Origin of the sequence: Bradyrhizobium sp. BLXBL-01, from assembly GCF_051853025.1 — a bacterium.
Classification (GTDB): Bacteria; Pseudomonadota; Alphaproteobacteria; order Rhizobiales; family Xanthobacteraceae; genus Bradyrhizobium.
Genome location: NZ_CP182471.1, coordinates 5,745,041 through 5,766,232, shown reverse-complemented (window position 1 = coordinate 5,766,232; position 21,192 = coordinate 5,745,041). Strand labels below are relative to the sequence as shown.

The 21,192-nt window shown below is 65.1% G+C and carries 20 protein-coding genes; 10 read left to right on the top strand and 10 right to left on the bottom strand.

Annotated elements, in window-relative coordinates:
- Positions 1-6: 6 nt before the first annotated feature.
- Together ACNJYA_RS26775 and ACNJYA_RS26770 are read right to left on the bottom strand one after the other, a co-directional pair.
- Positions 7-1,356 (bottom strand): aspartate aminotransferase family protein, encoded by a 1,350-nt coding sequence (locus ACNJYA_RS26775; RefSeq protein WP_212254860.1) that lies wholly within the window; start codon positions 1,354-1,356, stop codon positions 7-9.
- 3 nt (positions 1,357-1,359) lie between these two features.
- A complete protein-coding gene (locus ACNJYA_RS26770; protein WP_212254861.1) occupies positions 1,360-2,232 on the bottom strand; it encodes a MurR/RpiR family transcriptional regulator in 873 nt (290 codons plus the stop codon).
- 88 nt (positions 2,233-2,320) lie between these two features.
- Here ACNJYA_RS26770 and ACNJYA_RS26765 point away from each other — a divergent pair, with 88 nt between their 5' ends.
- Positions 2,321-3,502 carry an amino acid ABC transporter permease gene (locus ACNJYA_RS26765; protein ID WP_212254921.1) on the top strand — a complete coding sequence of 394 codons (1,182 nt, stop codon included), beginning with the start codon at positions 2,321-2,323 and terminating at the stop codon, positions 3,500-3,502.
- 2 nt (positions 3,503-3,504) lie between these two features.
- Positions 3,505-4,611: an amino acid ABC transporter permease gene (locus tag ACNJYA_RS26760; RefSeq protein WP_439363814.1), complete on the top strand. Its 1,107-nt coding sequence runs from the start codon at positions 3,505-3,507 to the stop codon at positions 4,609-4,611.
- 149 nt (positions 4,612-4,760) lie between these two features.
- On the opposite strand, the gene ACNJYA_RS26755 is transcribed toward ACNJYA_RS26760, so the two are convergent.
- Both ACNJYA_RS26755 and ACNJYA_RS26750 read right to left on the bottom strand, forming a co-directional pair.
- Positions 4,761-6,179, bottom strand: coding sequence for an amidase (locus ACNJYA_RS26755; protein WP_439363813.1), 1,419 nt, complete (start codon positions 6,177-6,179; stop codon positions 4,761-4,763).
- A gap of 126 nt (positions 6,180-6,305) precedes the next feature.
- Positions 6,306-7,082, bottom strand: coding sequence for an SDR family oxidoreductase (locus ACNJYA_RS26750; protein WP_439363812.1), 777 nt, complete (start codon positions 7,080-7,082; stop codon positions 6,306-6,308).
- A 153-nt stretch (positions 7,083-7,235) separates the two neighbouring features.
- On the opposite strand from ACNJYA_RS26750, the gene ACNJYA_RS26745 reads away from it, so the two are divergent.
- Positions 7,236-8,309 carry a tartrate dehydrogenase gene (locus tag ACNJYA_RS26745; RefSeq protein WP_172784053.1) on the top strand — a complete coding sequence of 358 codons (1,074 nt, stop codon included), beginning with the start codon at positions 7,236-7,238 and terminating at the stop codon, positions 8,307-8,309.
- 199 nt (positions 8,310-8,508) lie between these two features.
- Here ACNJYA_RS26745 and ACNJYA_RS26740 read toward each other — a convergent pair whose 3' ends face one another.
- From ACNJYA_RS26740 to ACNJYA_RS26720, 5 genes are all read right to left on the bottom strand, one after another.
- Complete coding sequence (locus ACNJYA_RS26740) at positions 8,509-9,150, bottom strand: suppressor of fused domain protein (protein WP_439363811.1); 642 nt, start codon at positions 9,148-9,150, stop codon at positions 8,509-8,511.
- A 167-nt stretch (positions 9,151-9,317) separates the two neighbouring features.
- The gene (locus ACNJYA_RS26735; protein WP_172784055.1) at positions 9,318-10,391 is read right to left on the bottom strand and encodes a malate/lactate/ureidoglycolate dehydrogenase; all 1,074 of its coding nucleotides are present in this window, start codon (positions 10,389-10,391) and stop codon (positions 9,318-9,320) included.
- Positions 10,392-10,402: 11 nt separating this feature from the next.
- A complete protein-coding gene (locus ACNJYA_RS26730; RefSeq protein ID WP_212254868.1) occupies positions 10,403-11,314 on the bottom strand; it encodes an NAD(P)-dependent oxidoreductase in 912 nt (303 codons plus the stop codon).
- 12 nt (positions 11,315-11,326) lie between these two features.
- Positions 11,327-12,577: a Zn-dependent hydrolase gene (locus ACNJYA_RS26725; protein ID WP_212254869.1), complete on the bottom strand. Its 1,251-nt coding sequence runs from the start codon at positions 12,575-12,577 to the stop codon at positions 11,327-11,329.
- Between the two features lie 33 nt (positions 12,578-12,610).
- On the bottom strand, positions 12,611-13,528 hold the full coding sequence (locus ACNJYA_RS26720) for a LysR family transcriptional regulator (RefSeq protein ID WP_172784058.1): 918 nt from the start codon (positions 13,526-13,528) through the stop codon (positions 12,611-12,613).
- Positions 13,529-13,648: 120 nt separating this feature from the next.
- Between ACNJYA_RS26720 and ACNJYA_RS26715 the strand changes: the two genes are divergently transcribed.
- From ACNJYA_RS26715 to ACNJYA_RS26690, 6 genes are all read left to right on the top strand, one after another.
- Positions 13,649-14,464 carry a putative hydro-lyase gene (locus tag ACNJYA_RS26715; protein WP_212254870.1) on the top strand — a complete coding sequence of 272 codons (816 nt, stop codon included), beginning with the start codon at positions 13,649-13,651 and terminating at the stop codon, positions 14,462-14,464.
- A 94-nt stretch (positions 14,465-14,558) separates the two neighbouring features.
- Positions 14,559-15,803 (top strand): ABC transporter substrate-binding protein, encoded by a 1,245-nt coding sequence (locus tag ACNJYA_RS26710; RefSeq protein WP_212254871.1) that lies wholly within the window; start codon positions 14,559-14,561, stop codon positions 15,801-15,803.
- Between the two features lie 77 nt (positions 15,804-15,880).
- The gene (locus tag ACNJYA_RS26705) at positions 15,881-16,714 is read left to right on the top strand and encodes a branched-chain amino acid ABC transporter permease (protein WP_245266275.1); all 834 of its coding nucleotides are present in this window, start codon (positions 15,881-15,883) and stop codon (positions 16,712-16,714) included.
- On the top strand, positions 16,714-17,694 hold the full coding sequence (locus tag ACNJYA_RS26700) for a branched-chain amino acid ABC transporter permease (protein ID WP_172784061.1): 981 nt from the start codon (positions 16,714-16,716) through the stop codon (positions 17,692-17,694). Before ACNJYA_RS26705 ends, ACNJYA_RS26700 begins: the two co-directional genes overlap by 1 nt.
- A complete protein-coding gene (locus ACNJYA_RS26695; RefSeq protein WP_172784062.1) occupies positions 17,691-18,422 on the top strand; it encodes an ABC transporter ATP-binding protein in 732 nt (243 codons plus the stop codon). The genes ACNJYA_RS26700 and ACNJYA_RS26695 overlap by 4 nt, the downstream gene beginning before the upstream one ends.
- On the top strand, positions 18,406-19,110 hold the full coding sequence (locus tag ACNJYA_RS26690; protein ID WP_260382821.1) for an ABC transporter ATP-binding protein: 705 nt from the start codon (positions 18,406-18,408) through the stop codon (positions 19,108-19,110). Before ACNJYA_RS26695 ends, ACNJYA_RS26690 begins: the two co-directional genes overlap by 17 nt.
- A 16-nt stretch (positions 19,111-19,126) precedes the next feature.
- Here ACNJYA_RS26690 and ACNJYA_RS26685 read toward each other — a convergent pair whose 3' ends face one another.
- Positions 19,127-19,525: a hypothetical protein gene (locus tag ACNJYA_RS26685; protein WP_172784064.1), complete on the bottom strand. Its 399-nt coding sequence runs from the start codon at positions 19,523-19,525 to the stop codon at positions 19,127-19,129.
- A gap of 265 nt (positions 19,526-19,790) precedes the next feature.
- Here ACNJYA_RS26685 and ACNJYA_RS26680 point away from each other — a divergent pair, with 265 nt between their 5' ends.
- A complete protein-coding gene (locus ACNJYA_RS26680; protein WP_212257604.1) occupies positions 19,791-21,119 on the top strand; it encodes an IS1182 family transposase in 1,329 nt (442 codons plus the stop codon).
- The last annotated feature ends 73 nt before the right edge of the window (positions 21,120-21,192 follow it).

Here is a 21,192-nt window from a genome sequence, read left to right as displayed (position 1 = left end):
CTCCCCTCAGTGATTGACACTACGCAACACGTTGTCGACGGCCGTGCCGAGCTTGTCGACGATCAGGTCGATTTCGTCCGCCGAGGCGATATAGGGCGGCGCCAGCAGCACGTGGTCGCCGCGCACACCATCGAGGGTGCCGCCGCCCGGATAGCAGCCGAGCCCGTTCGCGAAGGCTTCGGCCTTGATCTTCTGGTGCAGCTTGAGCGCCGGATCGAACGCGGCGCGGCTAGCGCGATCGGCGACGAGCTCGATTGCCCAGAACAGGCCGCGGCCCCTGATGTCGCCGACATGGCGGTGATTGCCGAAACGCTCCGTCAGGCGCTGCTCGAGCTGCTTGCCGCGCTCCTTCACGCGGTCGAGCAGGCCGTCCTCGCGGATCACGTCCTGCACCGCGAGCGCGGCGGCGCAGGCGAGGGGGTGTGCCAGATAAGTGTGGCCGTGCTGGAAGGCGCCCGTGCCCGAACGGATGGTGTCGATGATCTTGCCGCTTGCGAGCATGGCCCCGATCGGCTGGTAGCCGCCGCCAAGCCCCTTTGCGATCGCCTGGATGTCGGGTGCGACACCTTCCTGCTCCCAGGCATGCGTCGTGCCGGTGCGGCCCATGCCGCACATGACCTCGTCGAGAATGAGCAGCGCACCGTGCCGGTCGCAGATCTCGCGCACCGCTTTGAAGTAGCCGTCCGGGGCGGTCACGGCGCCGGCGGTGGCGCCGACGACGGGCTCGGCGAGGAAGGCCGCCACGGTGTCGGAGCCGAGCCGCTGGAACTCGGCGTCGAGCTCGGCGGCGAGGCGCGCGACGAACTGCGCATCCGACTCGCCCTCGCGCTTCTCGTGATAGGCGAACGCCGGCGTGACGTGGCTGAAAGCGCTCGACAGCAGCGGCGCATAGGGCGCGCGACGCCAGGCATTGCCGCCGGCGGCGAGCGCGCCGAGCGTGTTGCCGTGATAGCTCTGCCGCCGCGCGATGAAATGCTGCCGCTGCGGCTGGCCGCGCTCGATGAAATATTGCCGTGCCAGCTTGATGCTGGCTTCGATCGCCTCCGATCCGCCGCTGACGAAATAGGCGTAGGCGAGACCGCCGGGCTCATGCCCGACCAGCCGCTCGGCCAGCGCTTCGGCCGGCTCGGAAGAGAAGAAGGCGGTGTGGGCATAGGCCAGGGTCGAGGCCTGCCTGGCCATCGCCGCGATCACGCGCGGGTGCTGGTGGCCGAGGCAGGAGACCGCCGCGCCGCCGGAGGCATCGATGATGCGACGCCCATCCTCGGCGAAGAGATAGACGCCTTCGCCGCCGATCGCCTTGGGCGGCGTTTCGCGCAGCGAGCGATGCAGCACGCGGCTGGTGCGGGTGCTCATGGATCAACCTTTCTCCGAGACGTAGGTGGAGGCAGCACTGAGCCGCACCTCGGTATTTTCCAGACGCTTCTTCGCGGCGGCGCCGCCGAGCGAGAACGTGACCGCCGCGAGCGACTGCGCGATCGCGATCGCGCCGGTGAGGCTGGGGAAAAAGCCGGGCGAGGACGCTGCCTCGAACAGCAGCACGTGATCGGCGCCCTCGGCCATCGGTGCCGCGAGGCTGTCCGCGATCGCGACCAGCGTTGCGCCGCTGCGATGAGCGGCCTGCGCGACGCGGACGCTGGCATGGGTGTAGGGCAGGAAGCCGATGACGATGACGGCTTCGTCGGGCCGGAACGCGCCGAGATCGAGATCATCAGGCCCGGACGTGCCGACGAGCTGCACCTGTTCGGGCCGGAACAGGCGCAGCTCGTAATTCAGGAGCTCCGCGACGCTGCGGCAGCTGCGGTAGCCCGCGATCCAGATCCGCTTGGCCTCGTGCAGCGCGCGCGCCGCTTCCGCGATCGGCTGGGCCGGGATGCGTGGAAGGCCCGCGGCCTCGGCCTCGAGCTTGTCGATGACGAGCGTAACATCGGCGTTCGGCCCGTGACGGCGGCCTCTTGTGCGGCCGGAGAAGGGCGCGGTCTGCGATGGCCGGCGCGCCTCGGTCAGCGCCGCGCGCAGCTCGTCCCATCCGGAATAGCCAATCGCCTTCGCAAGTCGCGTGAACGCGGCGGGATCGGCGCCGGCTTCCGCCGCGAGATCGCGCATCGAACGTGTGGTGGCGTCGTAATCATTGGCGGCGACGAAACGGCCGACCTCCTGCAAGCGCAGGGGGAGCGATGGCAATGCGATGCGCAGTTCGCTCAGGGGCGAGGATTTCGCGGGCTCGGCCATGAAACATTTGTTGCATGAATTTCAGTTCGGTGCAACACTTGACGTGCGTCGCCGGAAATCGCTGCATTTGAAGAAGGATTTTTGTGCTGTGACCGCCGATCATCCCAGAGCACCGCCGCGTCGTCGCTTCGTGCTCGGGCGCAACGAATTGAAGGGGCTGTTCTGGCAGGCCTTGGTGGTCGGCATCGCGGTCGGGGTGATCGCCTTCCTCTGGTCCAACACCGTCACCAATCTCTCGGCCCGGCGCATCACCACCGGCTTCGCCTTTCTCGGTCGCGAGGCCGGCATGCCGATTGCCGACAGCCTGCTCGCCTACAATCCGAGGGATAGTTATCTCTGGGCCTTCGTCGTCGGCGTCGCCAACACCTTGCGCGTCGCCGTGATCGGCATCGTGCTCGCGACGATCCTGGGCACGCTGATCGGGATCTCGCGGCTGTCGGCCAACTGGCTGTTGTCGCGGCTTGCGGCGGTCTATGTCGAAACGCTCCGCGACATCCCGCTGCTGCTGCAGCTGCTGTTCTGGTACGTGATGATGCAGGCGCTGCCGGCTGCACGCGCCGCCTGGCGGCCCGTCGAGGGCGTGTTCCTGTCCAATCGCGGCCTGATCCTGCCGGCGATGCCGTTCGGGCCGCCGCAGCTCACGGTGCTCGGCACCGCGCTGCTGGGCTGCGCGGTGTTCTTCCTCTTCCGTCGGTGGCTGGTCGCGCAGCAGATGCGCGACGGCAAGCCGCGGCCCGTCTGGCCGTCTGCGCTCGGCCTCATCGTCGCGGTGCCGGCCGCGGTCTCGCTGGTGCTCGGCGTGTCCTGGACGATCGAGTGGCCGCAGCTGCGCGGCTTCAATTTCGTCGGCGGGCTGACGCTCGCGCCGGAATATTTCGCGCTGCTGATCGCACTGGTGACCTACACCTCGGCCTTCATCGCAGAGATCGTGCGCAGCGGCATCCAGTCCGTGCCGCGCGGCCAGTGGGATGCCGCCAACGCGCTCGGCCTGCGCCGCAGCTTCATGCTGCGGCAGATCATCTTGCCGCAGGCGCTGCGCGTCATCGTGCCGCCGATGACGAGCCAGTATCTCAACCTGACCAAGAACTCCTCGCTCGCGGTCGCGATCGGCTACCAGGACGTCGTCTCGATCGCCAACACCACGCTGAACCAGACCGGGCAGGCGATCGAAGCAATCGCGCTGATCATGGCGGTGTTCCTGACCATCAGCCTGTCCATCAGCTTCTTCATGAACTGGTACAATTCGCGTATCGCGCTGGTGGAGCGCTGATCATGACGGCCATCACCGACATGCCGGAGGCGCCCCGAGCTGCCCGCCGTCCGCAGCCTGGCAATCCGGTGCTGCACTGGCTGCGCAAGAACCTGTTCTCCTCGATCCCGAATGGGATCCTCACCGTCCTGCTGCTGGCGCTGCTCGCCAAGGGTATTTTCAGCTTCGTGCAATGGGGTATCGCCAACGCGGTCTGGCTGACGCCCACAAACGATTCCAGCGCCTGTCGCGCCGCGCGCGGCCTCGGCGCCTGCTGGGCCATCATCCCCGAAAAGTACCGCTTCATCCTGTTCGGCACCTATCCGTTCGACGAGCAGTGGCGGCCGGCGCTATCGGTCGTGCTGTTCATTGCGCTGTACACCCTCTCGACCCGCCGCGCGCTGTGGCGGCGCGAGCTGGTCTATCTCTGGATCGGTGCACTGGCGCTGATCAGCCTGCTGATGTGGGGCGGCGTGTTCGGCCTGTCCTTCGTCTCGCAGGATCGCTGGGGCGGCTTGCCGGTGACGCTGATCCTGGCGACGTTCGGCCTCGCCTTCGGCTTTCCGCTCGGCATCCTGGTCGCGCTCGGACGGCGCTCGAAACTGCCGGCGATACGTTCGCTCAGCGTGCTCTATGTCGAGCTGATCCGTGGCGTGCCGCTGGTGAGCCTGCTGTTCATGGCCAGCGTGATGTTTCCGCTGTTCATGCCGGCCGGATTCAACATCGACAAGCTGCTGCGCGCACAGATCGCGATCATCCTGTTCGCCGGCGCCTACCTCGCCGAAGTGATCCGCGGCGGGCTTCAGGCGGTGCCGCGCGGGCAATATGAAGCCGCCGATGCGCTCGGCGTGTCCTACTGGCGCAAGCACCGGCTGATCATCCTGCCGCAGGCGATCCGCCACGTCATCCCGCCGCTGGTCAACACCTTCATCGCCTTCTTCAAGGACACCAGCCTGGTGCTGATCATCGGCATTTTCGACCTGCTGACGACGGCCAAGACCGCGATCATCGATCCCGCCTGGCAGCAGTTTTCCGTCGAAGTCTATATCTTCGTTGCCGCGATCTACTTTGTCTTTTGCTTTGCGATGTCGCGCTACAGCCGGGGCCTGGAGGCGACGGGAGGGAGGTGAGGCCTCGTGTCCCGGACAAGGTGCAGCGCTTCAGCGCTGCGCCGCAGAGCCGGGACCCAGGGCTGCAGGGGAGGTCGCGGAGAGATGGGCCCGCTCTGCAGCGCAACGCTGAAGAAGCGCTGCGCTGCGTCCGGGGCACGAGAGCGCGGCTAGTTCTTCACCTTCGGATCGATCGGCGTCGTCGCGCGCAGGCCCAGAATATCCTCCAGCACCTTCGCCCCGGCAATCACCTGCGCATCGGCACGCGGCGCGCCGACCACCTGGACGCCGACTGGCAGGCCCGACGCCGTGAAGCCGCAGGGCAGCGAGAGGGACGGGCAGCAGGCCAGCGTGATGGCATAGACGATGCCGAGCCATTCAATGTAGTTCTCGAACCTCTTGCCGGCACATTCGGCGACATAGCGATGCTCGATCGGGAAGGGCGGAACGATCGTGGTCGGCGTCAGCAACAGATCGTAGCTCTTGAAGAACTCGACCGCCCGCGCCGTCATACCGACGCGCTGCGCCTCGGCACGCGCGAGCTGCTCGACCGTGAGCTTGAGGCCTTCCTCGATGTTCCAGATCACTTCGGGCTTGAGCAGGTCGCGCTTGGTGCGCAGCAGATTGGCCTTGGTGATTGCAAAATCGAAGGCGCGCAGCACGTGGAAGCATTCATGCGCCTCGCGCCAGTCCGGATGCGCCTCCTCGACGATGGCGCCCGCCTCCGCGAAACGTTCGGCGGCCCTGCGCGTGATCGCCTTCACTTCGGGGTCGACCGGGGTAATGCCGAGATCGGGCGAATAGGCGATGCGCTTCGGCCTCTTGCCCGCCTGGGCCGCCGACAGGAACGAGGTTGCCGGAGCCGGCAGCGACAGCGGATCGTCGGCATAGTCGCCGCTCATGGCATCCAACAGCAGCGCGAGGTCCTCGACGTTGCGCGCCATCGGGCCGACCACGCCGAGATTGCGATCGATGCCGGACTTCGGAGTATGTGCGACGCGGCCGATGCTCGGCCGCATGCCGACGACGCCGCAGAAGGCCGCCGGGCTGCGCAAGGACCCGCCCATGTCGGAACCCTGGGCGAGCCAGGCCATGCCGGTCGCCAGTGCCACCGCCGCGCCGCCGGAGGAGCCTGCGGCCGATTTCGTCGTATCCCAGGGATTGAGCGTCGCGCCGAACACCTCGTTGAACGTGTTGGCGCCGGCGCCGAATTCCGGCGTGTTCGACTTGGCGTAGACGACCGCGCCGTTGGCCTCGAGGTTTTCGACCATGAGGTCGGACTTCGCGGGGATGTTGTCCTTGAAGATCGGCGAGCCCTGCGTGTTCAACACGCCCGCAACATCGGTTAAATCCTTGATCGGCACCGGCAGCCCGGCGAGCAGTCCGCGCGCACCGGCCGGCTTCTGCATCAGTGTCTTCGCGCTCTCCCGCGCGCGGTCGAAGCACAGCGTCGGTAGCGCGTTGACCTTGCCGTCGACCTGCTTGATGCGCTTCTCCAGCACGTCCAAGAGCTCGAGCGGCGAGACGTCGCCGGAGCGCAGCTTGTCGACGACGGTGCAGGCGGTTTCGCGGATCAGATCTTGGGACAATTAGCTTACTCCTGTGCTTATTCGAAGCTCGTCATTGCGAGGAGCGAAGCGACGAAGCAATCCAGACTGGTTGCTACAGAGGCATTCCTGGATTGCTTCGCTGCGCTCGCAATGACGAGGATAGAGTTAACCCCACCCCGCGCTGATGCCGCCGTCGACCGTGTAGATCACGCCCGAGGTATAGCCGGCGCGATCCGAGGCGAGGAACGCCATGAGGTCGCCGATCTCGCGCGCGTGCGCGGGCCTGCCGAGCGGCAGGCTCTTCTGGAATTCCTTGTAGCGGCTCTCGTCGCCGAACTGGTGCCTGGCCCGCGTCTTCAGCAGGGTGACGTGTCGGTCGGTGCCGACGGGGCCGGGATTGATGCCGACGACGCGGATGTTGTCGGCGAGGCTCTTGCCGCCGAGCGCCCGCGTGAACGCCATCAGCGCCGCATTGCCGGCGCTGCCGCAGATGTAGTTGGCATCGAACTTTTCGCCGGCCGCGCCGATGTCGTTGACGATGACGCCGCCGCCCCTGGCTTTCATCTGCGCGTAGATGTGGCGCGTCAGGTTGATATAGCCGAACACCTTCAATTCCCAGGCGTGCCGCCAGGCCGCCTCGTCGATCTTGTCGATCGAGCCGCCGGGGATGTCGCCGGCATTGTTGACGAGCACGTCGATGTCGGCGGCTTCTTTCGCCAGCCGGGCCACGTCGTCCTCCTTGCGCAGATCGACGATGCTCGTTGCGGTGTCGATCTGGTGCGCGGCGCGCAAGCGGTCGGCCAGCGCCTTGAGCTGATCGCCGCTGCGCGCCGCGAGGAGGAGATGCGCGCCTTCCTCGGCGAAGGCCTCGGCAGCGGCTGCGCCAATGCCCTTGGACGCGCCGGTGATCAGGACGCGCTTGCCGCGCAGATGCAGATCCATGGGTGTACTCGTTCGTGGGAACAGGATCAAATCAGTAGGCGCTCGCCCGCGCCATGGTCAACATTGCAGTGCAGCGTTGCACTGCCGCCGCGTTTGGTCCATTGCAGTGCAGTCAGAAGGCGGCGACTGCCGGACCAACCAAGGACGTTCTCGATGAGCAAGAAACAATACCGGATCGCGGTCATTCCCGGCGACGGCATCGGCAAGGAGGTGATGCCGGAGGGCCTGCGCGTTTTGGAGGCGGCGGCGAAGAAGCACAACGTCTCGCTGCATTTCGACCATTTCGACTTCTCGTCCTGGGACTATTACGAAAAGCACGGCCAGATGATGCCGGATGACTGGAAGGAGAAGATCGGCAAGCACGATGCGATCTATTTCGGCGCGGTCGGTTGGCCGGCCAAGATCCCGGACCACGTCTCGCTGTGGGGCTCGCTGATCAAGTTCCGCCGCGAGTTCGACCAGTACGTCAACCTCCGCCCGGTGCGGCTGATGCCCGGCGTGCCGTCGCCGCTGGCGGGGCGCAAGCCCGGCGACATCGATTTCTGGGTGGTGCGCGAGAACACCGAGGGCGAATATTCCTCGGTCGGCGGCCGCATGTTCCCGGACACCGACCGCGAGTTCGTGACTCAGCAGACGGTGATGACCCGCACCGGCGTCGACCGCATCCTGAAATTCGCCTTCGAACTCGCGCAGTCGCGGCCCAAGAAGCACCTGACCTCGGCGACCAAGTCCAACGGCATCTCCATCACCATGCCCTATTGGGACGAGCGTGTGGAGGCGATGGCCAAGAAGTTTCCGGGCGTGAAGTGGGACAAGTACCACATCGACATCTTGACGGCGAACTTCGTGCTGCATCCGGACTGGTTCGACGTCGTGGTCGGCTCGAATTTGTTCGGTGACATCCTCTCCGATCTCGGCCCGGCCTGCACCGGCACGATCGGCATCGCGCCGTCCGGCAACATCAATCCCGAAGGCGATTTTCCCTCGGTGTTCGAGCCGGTGCACGGCTCGGCACCCGACATCGCAGGTCAGGGCATCGCCAACCCGATCGGCGCGATCTGGTCCGGCGCGATGATGTTCGAGCATCTCGGCGAGAAGGAAGCCGGCAAGTCGATCGTCGAGGCGATCGAGCGGACGCTCGCCGAACGCACGCTGCGCACCAAGGATCTCGGCGGCAATGCCGACACGACGGCGTGCGGCAAGGCGGTCGCCGAGATGGTGGACTGAGGCGGTCGATCTTTCCCTCTCCCCTTGTGGGAGAGGTTGGCTCGCCGCGCAGCGGCGAGACGGGTGAGGGGTCTGTCTCCGCGGAGACAGATCTATCATTCGCAGAATTGCTCGCCGAGAGAACCCCTCATCCGGCGCTTCGCGCCACCTTCTCCCGCAAGGGGGGAAGGGAAGGGCAGCAGTGCTTTTGGCTTAGGCCTCAAACATACGATTTCCGCGCCGGATCGAAGATCGGCGGGTAGTCGTTGTCATCGAGCAGGTCGAGAAACGGATCGAGTCCCCTGGCCTTGATCAGCGCGAGCTCCTGCTGCGAGATCAGGTTCACGGTCAAGATCTCCACGGGATCGCCCGCGATCTCCAGCGCCTCGGCGATCTCCTTGTCGGGGCCGATGATCGGTGTGAGAAGCAGGAACGTCTGGAAGTCTGTTCCTGCAACCGGCGGCCACGGAAGCGCGACGCGATGGCCGAAGCCGAACCAGGTCGTGTCGATGAACGGCAGATTGGCCAGCCAGCGCAGATTGGCCCAGACCTCCTCGGTCGGCTCGCGGACGTACCACATCAGCTCGGCTCGTGGCTTCGCGTCCCCTGGGACACCGTGCATCCGTTGCTCGCTCATGCCGTTGGTGAGAAGGACATAGCCTTCGTCGGAGCCCTCCCGGCAGACCGGGACGAAATCGCGGCCGAAGGCGTGGATGTCGATCCGGCGCTCTGCGCTGTCCGCGAACGTGTGCTCGGGCTCGCCAAGCTCGCTCTCATAGATGGCGAGCCGTTGCCGGTAGAGATAGGATCCGGGCGACGGCCGGTTTGAGCCGGACACGAATTTTGCGAGACGGGAGAGCATGTGAACCTCGAAAGCGGATATGAGCCGGGATATCCGCGTTGTCGCGAGGCAACGCGGGCCGGTTCAAATTCGCCCCGCGGGCGAGCCGATGCTTCGCCGTCGTCCACACTCCCGTGCGCAATCATCCATGAGGTCGTAACGACGCCGAGGATGCGCTGCGGTCGCAACTAGCCTGCGATCTTCTCGATCGCAGCCTGATCCAGCCCGAACTTCTTCCCGGCCTCCAGAATCTCCTGCCACGTCGTTGGATCGACCGGAATGCCTTCGGCAAGGCGCTTCTTCCTGGTCTCGCGTTCCGGGTCGCCGGCGATCAGCACCTTGTCGACCCCGGGCGCGGGCGGTGAGCCGGTGTGCCAGGCGACGAAACTTTCGACCTCGCGCGCGAGGTTTTCGCCGGTGCCGAGCTTGTCCGGGTCGATGACGATCGACAGCATGCCGTTGAGGACGTTGTACTTGCCGTCGGACGGGCCCTTGACAACCTGTCCGCCGGAGAGCGCACCGCCGAGGATCTCGCACACGAGCGCGAGTCCCGAACCCTTGTGCTCGCCGAAGGGGAGGATGGCGCCGTACGGCGGAATCACGGTGTAGCGCGGGTTGGTCGTCTGCTTGCCTTCATTGTCGATGATGGTGCCGGGCTCCAGCGCGACGCCCTTGTTGTGGGCGACGCGGGTCTTGCCCTGCGCGATCCTGCTGGTGGCGAAGTCGAGCACGATGGGATCCTTGCCGGCGCGCGGGATTCCGACGCAGAACGGATTGGTACCGTGACGCGCATCGCTGCCGCCCCAGGGCGCCACGATCGGCCGCGAGATCACGTTGACGAAGTGGATCGAGACCAGCCCGTGGTCGATGCACTGCTCGGCCCAGTGGCCGATGCGGCCGATATGGTGCGAGTTGGAGAGGCCGACGAGACACACGCCGTTGCGCTTGGCGCGCTCAGCCGCCAACTCCATCGCCTCATGACCGATCACCTGGCCATAGCCGGTGAGGCCGTCGAGCGTGAGGAGCGGACCGGTGTCGAGCACGATCTTGACGTGCTGGTTCACGGCAAGGCCGCCATTGGTGACGCTCTGGACATAGCGCGGGATCATGCCGACGCCGTGGGAGTCATGTCCCCTCAGATTGGCCTCGACCAGATTGGTCGATACGAGCTCGGCCTCGCGCTCCGAGGAGCCGCCGGCCTTGACGATGGCGCGGACCACATTGGTGAGCGGCTCAGCCTTGATGATGCGATAGTCGGCCATTGTTGTTGCTCTTATCCCTTCACGATTCGGCGGCAGTGAACCAGCGCCGCCTCAATCAGGTTCTCGCTCGCCTCCGGCGTGCGGAAGGCCGAATGCGCCGACAGCGTCACGTTCGGCAGCTTCGTCAGCGGATGATCGCCGGGCAGGGGCTCGATGTTGAAGACGTCGAGGCCGGCGTGGCGGATATGGCCCGACTTCAGCGCGTCGATCATGGCGGCCTCGTCGACCACGGCGGCGCGGGCGGTGTTGATGAGGATGACGCCGCGTTTCATGGCGAAGATCTTCTCGCGCGTGATCATGCCGCGCGTCTCGTCGTTGAGCAGCAGGTGCAACGACACGACGTCGCTTCTGGCCAGCACGCTGTCGAGGTCGGTGAATTCGACGCTCGCGTGGCTCTTCGGCGAGCGGTTCCAGGCGATCACCTTCATGCCGCTACCGGACGCAATGCGCGCGACCTCCGCGGCGATGCCGCCGAAGCCGATCAGGCCGAGCGTCTTGCCGGTGAGCTGCATGCCGTCCTCGCGCAGCCAGTTCCCGGCGCGCATCTCGCGGTCCATCATCGCGATGACGCGGGCCGACGCCCACATCAGCGCGATCGCGGATTCCGCAACCGCCGTGTCGCCGTAGCCCTTGATCAGATGCACGGAGATGCCGAGCTCGGCGAGCTCTTCCGGATTCATGTAGCTGCGCGCGCCGGTGCCGAGGAACACGACGTGCTTCAGCCCGGGACATTTCTTCGCGACCTCCGTCGGCAGTGCGGTGTGGTCGACGATCGCGATCTCGGCGCCGTCGAGAACTTCCGGATATTGCTCGGGTGTGATGTCGGGGTTCCTGTTGATCCGCACCTTGGGATCACCGGGCTTCTCCAGCCGCTCCATGATCACCGCCAGCGATTCATTGGCGTCGACGAAAACTCCGCGCATAATTCTCTCCGGTCAGGACGCGACGCCGGCGATCGCCAGCACGGTATGCATGAGGACGTTGGTGCCCGCGGCGCAGTCGCCTTGCGTCGCATCCTCCAGCTCGTTGTGGCTGATGCCGTCCTTGCAGGGCACGAACACCATCGCGGCCGGCATGACCGTGTTGAGGTTGCAGGCGTCGTGGCCGGCGCCGGAGGTGATGCGGCGCGAGGAATAGCCGAGCGTCGTCGCGGCATTCTCGACGGCAGCAATCAGCTTCGGATCGAAATGCGTCGGCGGCTTGCGCCAGACGAGATCGATCTTGACCTCGACCTTGCGGCGCGCGCCGATCTCGGCGATTGCCGCACGCAGATCGCGATCGAGCGCATCCATGATGGCGCCGTCGGCACTGCGGCAATCCATGGTGAAGGCGATCTCCCCCGGAATGACGTTGCGCGAGGGATTGGCGATCACGGCCTCGCCGATGGTGCCGACCGCGTTCGGTCCGTGCTTCTTCGCAATCGACTCCATCGCCAGCACGATTTCGGACAAGGTCGCCAGCGCATCGCGCCGCAGCGGCATCGGCGTCGAGCCCGCATGACTCTCGAAGCCGGAGATCTTGCCGTCGTACCAGAGCACGCCCTGGCCGGAATCGACCACGCCGATGGTCTTGCCTTCCGCCTCCAGAATTGGACCCTGCTCGATGTGCAGCTCGACGAAGCAGCCGAGCTTCTGAAAGCCGACCGGCTTGTCGCCGCGATAGCCGATGCTGTCGAGCGCCTGGCCGACGGTCGTGCCATCGATATCCTTGCGCGACAAAATGTCGTCGGTGGTGAAGTCGCCGACATAGGCGGCGGAGGCCATCATCGCAGGTGCGAAGCGCGAGCCTTCCTCGTTGGTCCAGTTGACGACGCAGATCGGCGCCTCGGTCTCGATGCCGGCATCGTTCAGCGTGCGGATCACCTCCAGCGCGCCGAGCGTTCCCAGGATGCCGTCATACTTGCCGCCGGTCGGCTGGGTGTCGAGGTGCGAGCCGATGCCGACGGGCAGCTTCGACATGTCGCGGCCCTTGCGCAGGCCGAACTGTGATCCGAGCGCATCGACGTGGACTTCCAGTCCGGCATCCTCGCAGGCCTTGCGGAACCAATCGCGCACCTGCTTGTCTTCGCTGCTCAGCGTCAGCCGCCGCACGCCGCCTTTGGCCGTCGCGCCGAATTGCGCGGTCTCGTGGATGGAGCCCCACAGGCGGGCGGAATCGATTTGCAGGTTGGTGGCGGCTCGGCTCATGCGGTCGTTCTCTCTTTTTGTCCGGCGCCTTTTTCAATGACGCGCCTGTGCGGGCGCGTCAACCGCGAGGCTGCTCTGCGCAATTTGCCGTGCAAGCTCGGCGACGCGCTCCACGGCGACGACGTCGGGAGAGGCGAGCCAGCTCGCGGTGAACGTCAGCGGTGCGATGGCGAGGTCGGTGTCGAGCAGCTGCAGGCGCCCGTCGGCGAGCTCGTTCTCGACGATGGCGTCGGGAATCACGGCGATGCCGAGTCCCTCGACCGCCATGTGGATGACGGTCGCCAGCGAGGCGGACGCGTGCAGGCGGATCGGCGGCAGCTCGGGCCGGTCGAACACCTCCCGCACGACCTCGTAAGGCTTGGTCTTGCGCGGGAAGGTGATGATCGGAAACCGCGCGAGCTCCGCCGGCGTCAGCGGGCCCTTGCCGAGCCCGAGCGAGGGACTTGCGAGAAAGCCGATCGGATAATCGGCGAGCACGCGGTTGTGCACGCCGGAGGCGGACAGCGGTCCGACGACGAAAGCGAGCTCGATCTCCTGCGCGAGCAGGCGCGCGGTGAGATTCGGCGTGATGTCGACCTCGATCTCCAGCGACAGGTTCGGATAGATTTCGTTCACGCTCTTGACCAGCCGCGGCAGCCAGGTGTGCACGATGGTTTCGGCGACGCCGAGCCGCATCACGCCGCGCATCGCCGAGCGGTCGCCGATCTCCGCCATCATCGCAGCGCGCAGGCCGATCAGCTTCTCCGCGTAGACCATCATCTGCCGGCCGCTCGGTGTCGGTGACGCCACGCGATGATCGCGGTTCAGCAGCTTCACGCCCATCTCGCGCTCGAGCTGGGCGATGCGCTGGGAGATCGCCGGCTGGGTGGTGTTGAGTCGTTGCGCGGCGCCGCGGAAGCTGCCGAGCTTCACAACCCACAGGAACGTCTCGATCGACCTGAAGTCCAGCATTGGAAGGATTTTCCCGATCGATAAATCATATTTATCGAGATTGATTAGAAACGACGATTAGACTTTATAGCACGCTTGGTGTTGGTTTGTCTTTGTCGAGTTTATAGGCAGGTCGATCACATGACTGTTTTGGTGGCAGCGCAGCAAACTGAAACACCCGACACCCTCCCGAGCCGCAAGGCCCGGCTCGCCTACCGCGAGGGGCTGGTTGCCTCCACCGCCGGCGTCGCCCCCGGATGTGTCCAGGGCAACCTGGCGATCCTGCCGGCGGAATATGCCGGCGCCTTTCACCGCTTCTGCCAGCTCAATCCCAAGCCGTGCCCGATCATCGGCATGTCCGACGTCGGCAGCCCTTACATCCCTTCGCTCGGCACCGACCTCGACATCCGCACCGACGTGCCACGCTACCGTGTCTGGCGCGACGGCGAGGTCCTGGACGAGCCGACCGACGTGAAGAGCTACTGGCGCGACGACCTCGTTACCTTCGTGCTCGGCTGCTCGTTCTCATTCGAGGAGGCGCTGCTCGAGGAGGGCATGCCGATCCGCCACATCGAGAAGAACGTGCGCGTGCCGATGTACCGCACCAACATCGCCTGCGGCGTATCAGGTCCGTTCGCCGGCCCCATGGTGGTGTCGATGCGCCCGTTCAAGCCGGCCGATGCGATCCGCGCGGTGCAGATCACCTCGCGCTATCCCGCCGTGCACGGTGCGCCCGTGCATCTCGGCCATCCGCATCTGATCGGCATCAAGGATATTGCCAAGCCCGACTACGGCGATCCCGTACCTGTTGCCGAAGACGAGATTCCGGTATTCTGGGCCTGCGGCGTGACGCCGCAATCGGTTATCAACGCCGCGAAGCTGCCGTTCGCGATCACGCATTCGCCCGGCCTGATGCTGGTGACGGATCTGAAGAACAAGACCATGGCCGTGATTTAGTAGGCAGCGTTTGCTGTTTCTTCGGGCTTTACGCTCTTTGCCAATCGCTTCATTCGATACGCGCAAAAATTCGGATAACAGGGGACTTTAGCCAATGACGATGACTCGCCGCGATGTACTGCTCGGAGCCACCGCCGCCGCTGCGCTGCTGCCATTAGCTGCGCGCGCGCAAACGTCTGAAGTGGTGATTGGCGCAACCTATCCCCTGTCGGGCTCCGGCGCGCAGGTGGGTGTCGATGCGCAGCGTGCTTTCGAGACCGCGATCGACATCATCAATAACGACCAGGATTTCGATCTTCCGCTGGCAAAGGGCGTAGGTTTGCCCGGTCTCGGCGGTGCCAAGATCCGTATTGTCTATGCCGACACCCAGGGCGATCCGCAGAAGGGGCGCGCCGAAGCCGAGCGGCTGATCACGCAGGAAAAGGTCTGCGCCATCCTCGGTTCCTATCAAAGCGCGGTTGCGGTGACGATCAGCCAGATCTGCGAACGCTACCAGACCCCGTTCATCTCAGCGGACAACTCCTCGCCTAGCCTGCATCGCCGTGGCCTGAAGTATTATTTCCGCGCCTCGCCGCATGACGAGATGTTCTCGGCCGGGATGTTCGACTTCCTCGATGCGATGAAGAAGAAGGGCGCCAAGGCCAACACGCTGGCGCTGTTCCACGAAGATACCATCTTCGGCACCGACTCCGCCAACGCGCAGACCAAGCTCGCGACCGAGCGCGGCTACAAGATCGTCGCCGACATCAAGTACCGCGCCAACTCGCCGTCGCTGTCGGCCGAGGTGCAGCAGCTCAAGGCCGCCAATGCCGACGTGCTGATGCCTTCCAGCTACACCACCGACGGCATCCTCTTGGTCAAGACCATGGCCGAACTCGGCTACAAGCCGAACGCCATCGTGGCGCAGGCCGCCGGCTTCTCCGAGAAGGCGCTGTACGACGCAGTCGGCGACAAGCTCGAGGGTGCGATCACCCGCGGCAGCTTCTCGCTCGATCTCGCCGCCAAGCGGCCGATGGTCGGCAAGATCAACGATCTGTTCAAGGCGAAGTCGGGCAAGGATCTCAACGACAATACGTCGCGCCAGTTCATGGCCATGATCATCATGGCTGACGCCATCAACCGCGCCAAATCCACCGAGGGCGAGAAGATCCGTGACGCGCTGGCCGCGACCGAGATGCCGGGCGAGCAGACCATCATGCCCTGGAAGCGCGTCAAGTTCGACGAATCGGGCCAGAACAACGATGCCGATCCGGTCCTGCTGCAATATGTCGGCGGCAAGTTCGTCACCATCTTCCCGTCGCAGGCGGCGGTGGCCGATGCAGTCTGGCCGATGAAGTAAGCGATCAGGTTGCGGGCGGGGGACGAAGCGACGTGACAGCAGAAACGATTATCCAGAGTCTTGCGAGCGGCCTGCTGATGGGGCTGCTTTACGGACTGATCGCCGTCGGCCTGGCGTTGATCTTTGGCCTGATGGACGTCGTCAACTTCGCCCATGGCGAATTCCTGATGCTGGCGATGTACGTGACATTCTTCCTGTTCACGTTCTTCGCGATCGATCCACTGCTGTCGGCGCCGCTGGCCGCCGCCGCCCTGTTTGTCCTGGGGGCGGCGGTCTATCTCCTGATCGTGCGGTTTGCGATGCGTGCCAAGGCCAATGTCGGCATGGTGCAGATCTTCGCCACCTTCGGCCTCGCCATCGTGATGCGGGGCCTCGCGCAGCTGTTCTTCACTGCCGACTACCGCAGCGTTCCCAACTCATGGCTCGGCGGCAAGACGGTATCGGTCGCCGGGATCTACCTGCCGCAGCCGCAGCTGTTCGGCGCGCTGGTCGCGATCGCCGCGTTCGGCGGGCTCTATCTGTTCATCAACCGCACCGATTTCGGCCGCGCGCTGGAAGCGACCCGTGAAGATCCCGGCGCGGTGGCCCTCGTCGGTATCGACAAGAACCGCGTGTTCGCGCTCGGCTGGGGCCTCGGCGGTGCGCTGGTCGGGCTTGCCGGCGCCATCATGGCAACCTTCTTCTACATCTATCCCGACGTCGGCGCGTCCTTTGCGCTGATCGCCTATGTCACAGTCGCGCTCGGCGGCTTTGGCAGCGTGTTCGGCGCCTTCGCCGGCGGCATCGTCGTCGGCCTGGTCGAAGCCACCACCGCGTTGATCCTGCCGCCATCGCTGAAGTCGGTCGGCATTTACGCGGTCTATCTGCTCGTCGTGTTCATTCGGCCGCGTGGCCTGTTCGGGTCGATGTGATGGACAAGCAATTCGTCGCGCGGCGCCGCCGCGACCTCATTACCGCCGCCGGACTTGCGGCCGTCGCCGCGATCGTGCCGCTGTTCGTCAAGGACGTCTACGTCCAGAACATCATGGTGCTGACGCTGATGTACGCGGCGTTATCGCAGAGCTGGAACATCCTGTCCGGCTATTGCGGGCAGATATCGCTCGGACACGCGCTGTATTTCGGGCTCGGTGCCTACACCACCGCGCTGCTGTTCACCAAGTTCGGCGTGCTGCCCTGGTTCGGCATGATCGCCGGCGGGTTGATCTCCGCCGCAATCGCGATGGCGCTGGGCTATCCTTGCTTCCGCCTCGGCGGCCACTACTTTGCGATCGCCACCATCGTGATCGCCGAGATCGGATTGCTGCTGATCCAGAACTGGGACTGGGCCGGTGCGGCCCTCGGCATCGACATTCCTGTGCGCGGCGACAGCTGGCTGAAATTCCAGTTCACGCGCTCGAAACTGCCATACTTCTACTTCGCGCTGGTGCTCGCCTGCGTCGCCTGGTTCGTCACCTGGTGGCTGGAAGATTCCAAATGGGGCTATTGGTGGCGCGCGGTGAAAGACAACCCGCAGGCGGCCGAGAGCCTCGGCGTCGTCGTGTTCAATTCGAAGATGGGCGCGGCGGCGGTCTCCGCCTTCCTGGTCGCGGTCGGCGGCAGCTTCTATGCGCAGTTCGTTTCCTACATCGATCCCGGAAGCGTCATGGGCTTCCAGTTCTCGCTCTTGATGGCGCTGCCGGCAGTGCTTGGCGGCATCGGCACGCTGTGGGGGCCGCTGCTTGGCGCCGTCATCCTGATCCCGATCACCGAGTTGACGCGCTCCTATATCGGCGGCTCCGGCCGCGGCGTCGACCTCATCGTCTACGGCGCGCTGATCATCCTGATCGCGCTCGCGCGGCCGGAAGGGCTGGTCGGCCTGTTCTCGCGCCGGCGCAAGGAGGCCACGCGATGACCGCGCTGCTCGAAACCCGCGGCGTCTGGCAGCGCTTCGGCGGTCTGATCGCCAACAGCGACGTCTCGATCTCGGTCGGCCGCGGCGAGATCGTCGGCCTGATCGGCCCGAACGGCGCCGGCAAGTCGACGTTGTTCAATCTGATCGCCGGCGTGTTGCCGCCAACCCAGGGCTCGATCATCTTCGACGGCGAGGACGTCACGACTCTGCCGGCGGCCGCGCGCTGCCAGCGCGGGATCGGGCGCACCTTTCAGGTGGTCAAAAGCTTCGAGACGATGACGGTCATCGACAACGTCATCGTCGGCGCTCTCGTGCGCAACACCGTGATGCGCGAGGCGCGCCGTAAGGCGCATGAGGTGCTGGAATTCACCGGGCTCGCCGCGCGCGCCGACGTGCTCGCGAGCGACCTGGTGCCGGCCGAAAAGCGCCGCCTCGAAGTCGCACGGGCGCTTGCGACCGAACCGAAGCTGCTGCTGCTCGACGAGTGCCTCACTGGCCTCACGCCGACCGAGGCGCAGACCGGCGTTGCCCTGGTGCGCAAGGTGCGCGATGCCGGTATCACCGTGCTGATGGTCGAGCACGTCATGGAGATCGTGATGCCGCTGGTCGACCGCGCCATTGTGCTCGACCTCGGCAAGGTGCTGGTCGAGGGCAAGCCCGCCGACGTCGTGCGCGATCCCAAGGTGATCAAGGCATATCTGGGAGATCGTCATGCTGTCGGTGCGTGAAGTCACCACCGCCTATCAGGGCCTGGTCGCGATCTCCGCGGTCTCGATCGAGGTGGAGAAGGGCGAGATCGTCTGCGTCGCCGGCGCCAACGGCGCGGGCAAGTCGACGTTGCTCAAATCCATCGCCGGTGCCGAACGCCCGCGTTCGGGCACCGTGACGTTCGACGGCAAACGCCTCGACGGCATGGCGCAGCATCACATCACGGCCACCGGCATCGCCTATGTGCCGGAAAACCGCCGCCTGTTCCCGCGCCTGTCGGTCCGCGACAATCTGCGTCTCGGCAGCTATCTCTACCGCGGCGAGGCGGACCGCGAAGGGCCGCTCGATCTCGTCTTCAACCTGTTTCCGCGCCTTCAGGAGCGTTTGGAGCAGCGCGCCGAGACGCTCTCTGGCGGCGAGCAGCAGATGCTCGCCATCGGCCGCGCCCTGATGACGCGACCGCGGCTGTTGATGCTGGACGAGCCCTCGCAAGGAATCATGCCGAAACTGGTGGACGAGATCTTCCAGGCGGTGAAGCGCATCCGCGACGCCGGAATGACGGTGCTGATCGTCGAGCAGCGCATGGCCGAGTGCCTGGAGATCGCCGACCGCGCCTACATCCTGCAGACCGGCCGCGTGCTGATGCAGGGCCGGTCCGCGGAGATCAAGGGCAATCCCGACGTGAGGAAGGCGTATCTCGGATTGTAGCCGCTCGCTACGATCCCTATCCCGATTGCTTCTTGTTCCGATTCTTGCTTGCGCCGCGCAGCGTTGACGCGGGTGCCGAGGGTTGCCCGAAGCCATACATCTGAATGCAGGAGAGCAGATCGACATAGCTTTCGATGCCACCGGCGGAGGCCTCGGTGGTGCATTGGGTGCGAATTGTCTCCGGCGTTGTCGGCCAGATGGGCCCGAGCTGTTGCTGTGCGGTTTGCTCGTCGCTCATGCAGGCCTCGTAGGACTGCGGTTCGGTCAGCGACTTGTCGATCTCCTGAGTTGCCTTGCAGTTGGCCTCGACCTTGAGATCGGGGACGCCGCGCGTAGACGTCTGCGCGCTTGCGGAAAGTGGCAGGGCAATAAAGCAGGCGGCAGAGAGGAGGGTGCAGGATACTTTGAAATCCATGACAATTCTCCTGGCGATCGATGAAACAACTCCTTCAGTCAATTACAGGGGGATCATGTGCTCGAGATCCCGGTTATGCAAATCAATTCCGGCAGTGTCAGACGGTGTCGTAGCCGATGAGCAAAGCGATATCCGGGGCCGCTGGTCCCGCATATCGCTCCGCTCATGCGGGCTTCTCCGTCGCCACATCCTACGAGACTGTGAATCTTTTGTACCGCGCGTCAGACGAATGTGATTCTCTGGGCAGACTGATCTGCTGGAGAGGATGATGGCTGACGACGGACTTTTTGGTGAATTGCCGGAGCAGTCGGCACGAACCGAAGCGGTGCCGCAAGGCGCACCTCGGCTGCGCGAGCCTGTGCGCAATCAGGTCGAATTGCGAGCGGTCGATATCGACAGCCTGATCGGGCAGGATCATCCAGCGCGGGTGATCTGGGCTTATGTCGAAGGGCTGGACCTGAGCGAGCTGGAAGATCGCGTCAAGGCACGGGAAAACAGGCCGGGCCATCCGGCGCCATCGCCACGGTTGTTGCTGGCGCTTTGGCTGTACGCCGCGAGCGATGCCGTTGGCAGCGCGCGGGCGCTGGACCGGCTCTGCGACAGCCACGACGTCTACCGCTGGCTCTGCGGTGGCGTGTCGTTGAACCATCACGGGCTGTCGGACTTCCGGGTCGGCTGTGCCGACTTGCTCGACCGTTTGCTGGTTGAACATCTGGTGGCCCTGAACGAGGCAGGGCTGGTCGATCTGGAGAAGCTGACCCAGGACGGGGTGCGGATACGAGCGAATGCCGGGACCGGATCGTTCCGGCGGGAGGCGACGCTGGATCGGCAGATGGCGCAGGCCGAGGCCATTGTGGAAGAGCTCAAGCGCGAGGTCGATGCGGACCCGGAAGCCAGCAATCGGCGGATCCGGGCCGCCAAAGAGCGGGCGGCGCGCGAACGCAGCGAGCGGGTGCAAGCCGCGCAGGCCGCGCTGGCCGAGATCAAGCGCAAGCGAAAACAGCTCGACGACAAGGGCGGCAATGGCAAGAAGCCGAAGGAGCCTCGGGCCTCCACCACCGACCCGCAGGCCAGGGTGATGAAGATGGCCGATGCCGGCTTCCGTCCGGCCTATAATGTGCAGGTGGCTAGCGCGGCTGGCGAACTGATCGTGGTCGCGATCGATGTCGACAACAGCGGCTCAGATCGTGGCTTGATGCGCCCGATGCTGGAGCGAACGCGCGCTCGGCTGAAGCGCTTGCCACGCCGCTACCTCGCCGATGGCGGGTTCTGCACTGGCGACGACATCGAATGGGCGCATGGCGAGGGCATCGAGGTTTACTGTCCACCGCCCCAATCCAGGAGCGGTGTCGATCCCTTCTTACCCCGGAGCAGCGACGGTCCTGGCATAGCGGCCTGGCGTGCTCGCATGGCCAGCGAAGCCGGCAAGGCACAGTACCAGGCCCGTACCATCTGCGAATGCATCCATGCCCGCTGGCGCAACTGGGACCTCAGGCAACTGACCGTGCGCGGCATCGAGAAGGTCCGTGCCGTCGTGCTCTGGTACGCCCTCACCAACAACATCCTGCAAGGGCATCGTCTCGCAAAAGCATAGATAACCAACAGCCTGACGCCGCCGGCTTCCCCCATCAAGGGGCGATACCACCCCTTGATGTCGAAGCCGAAAC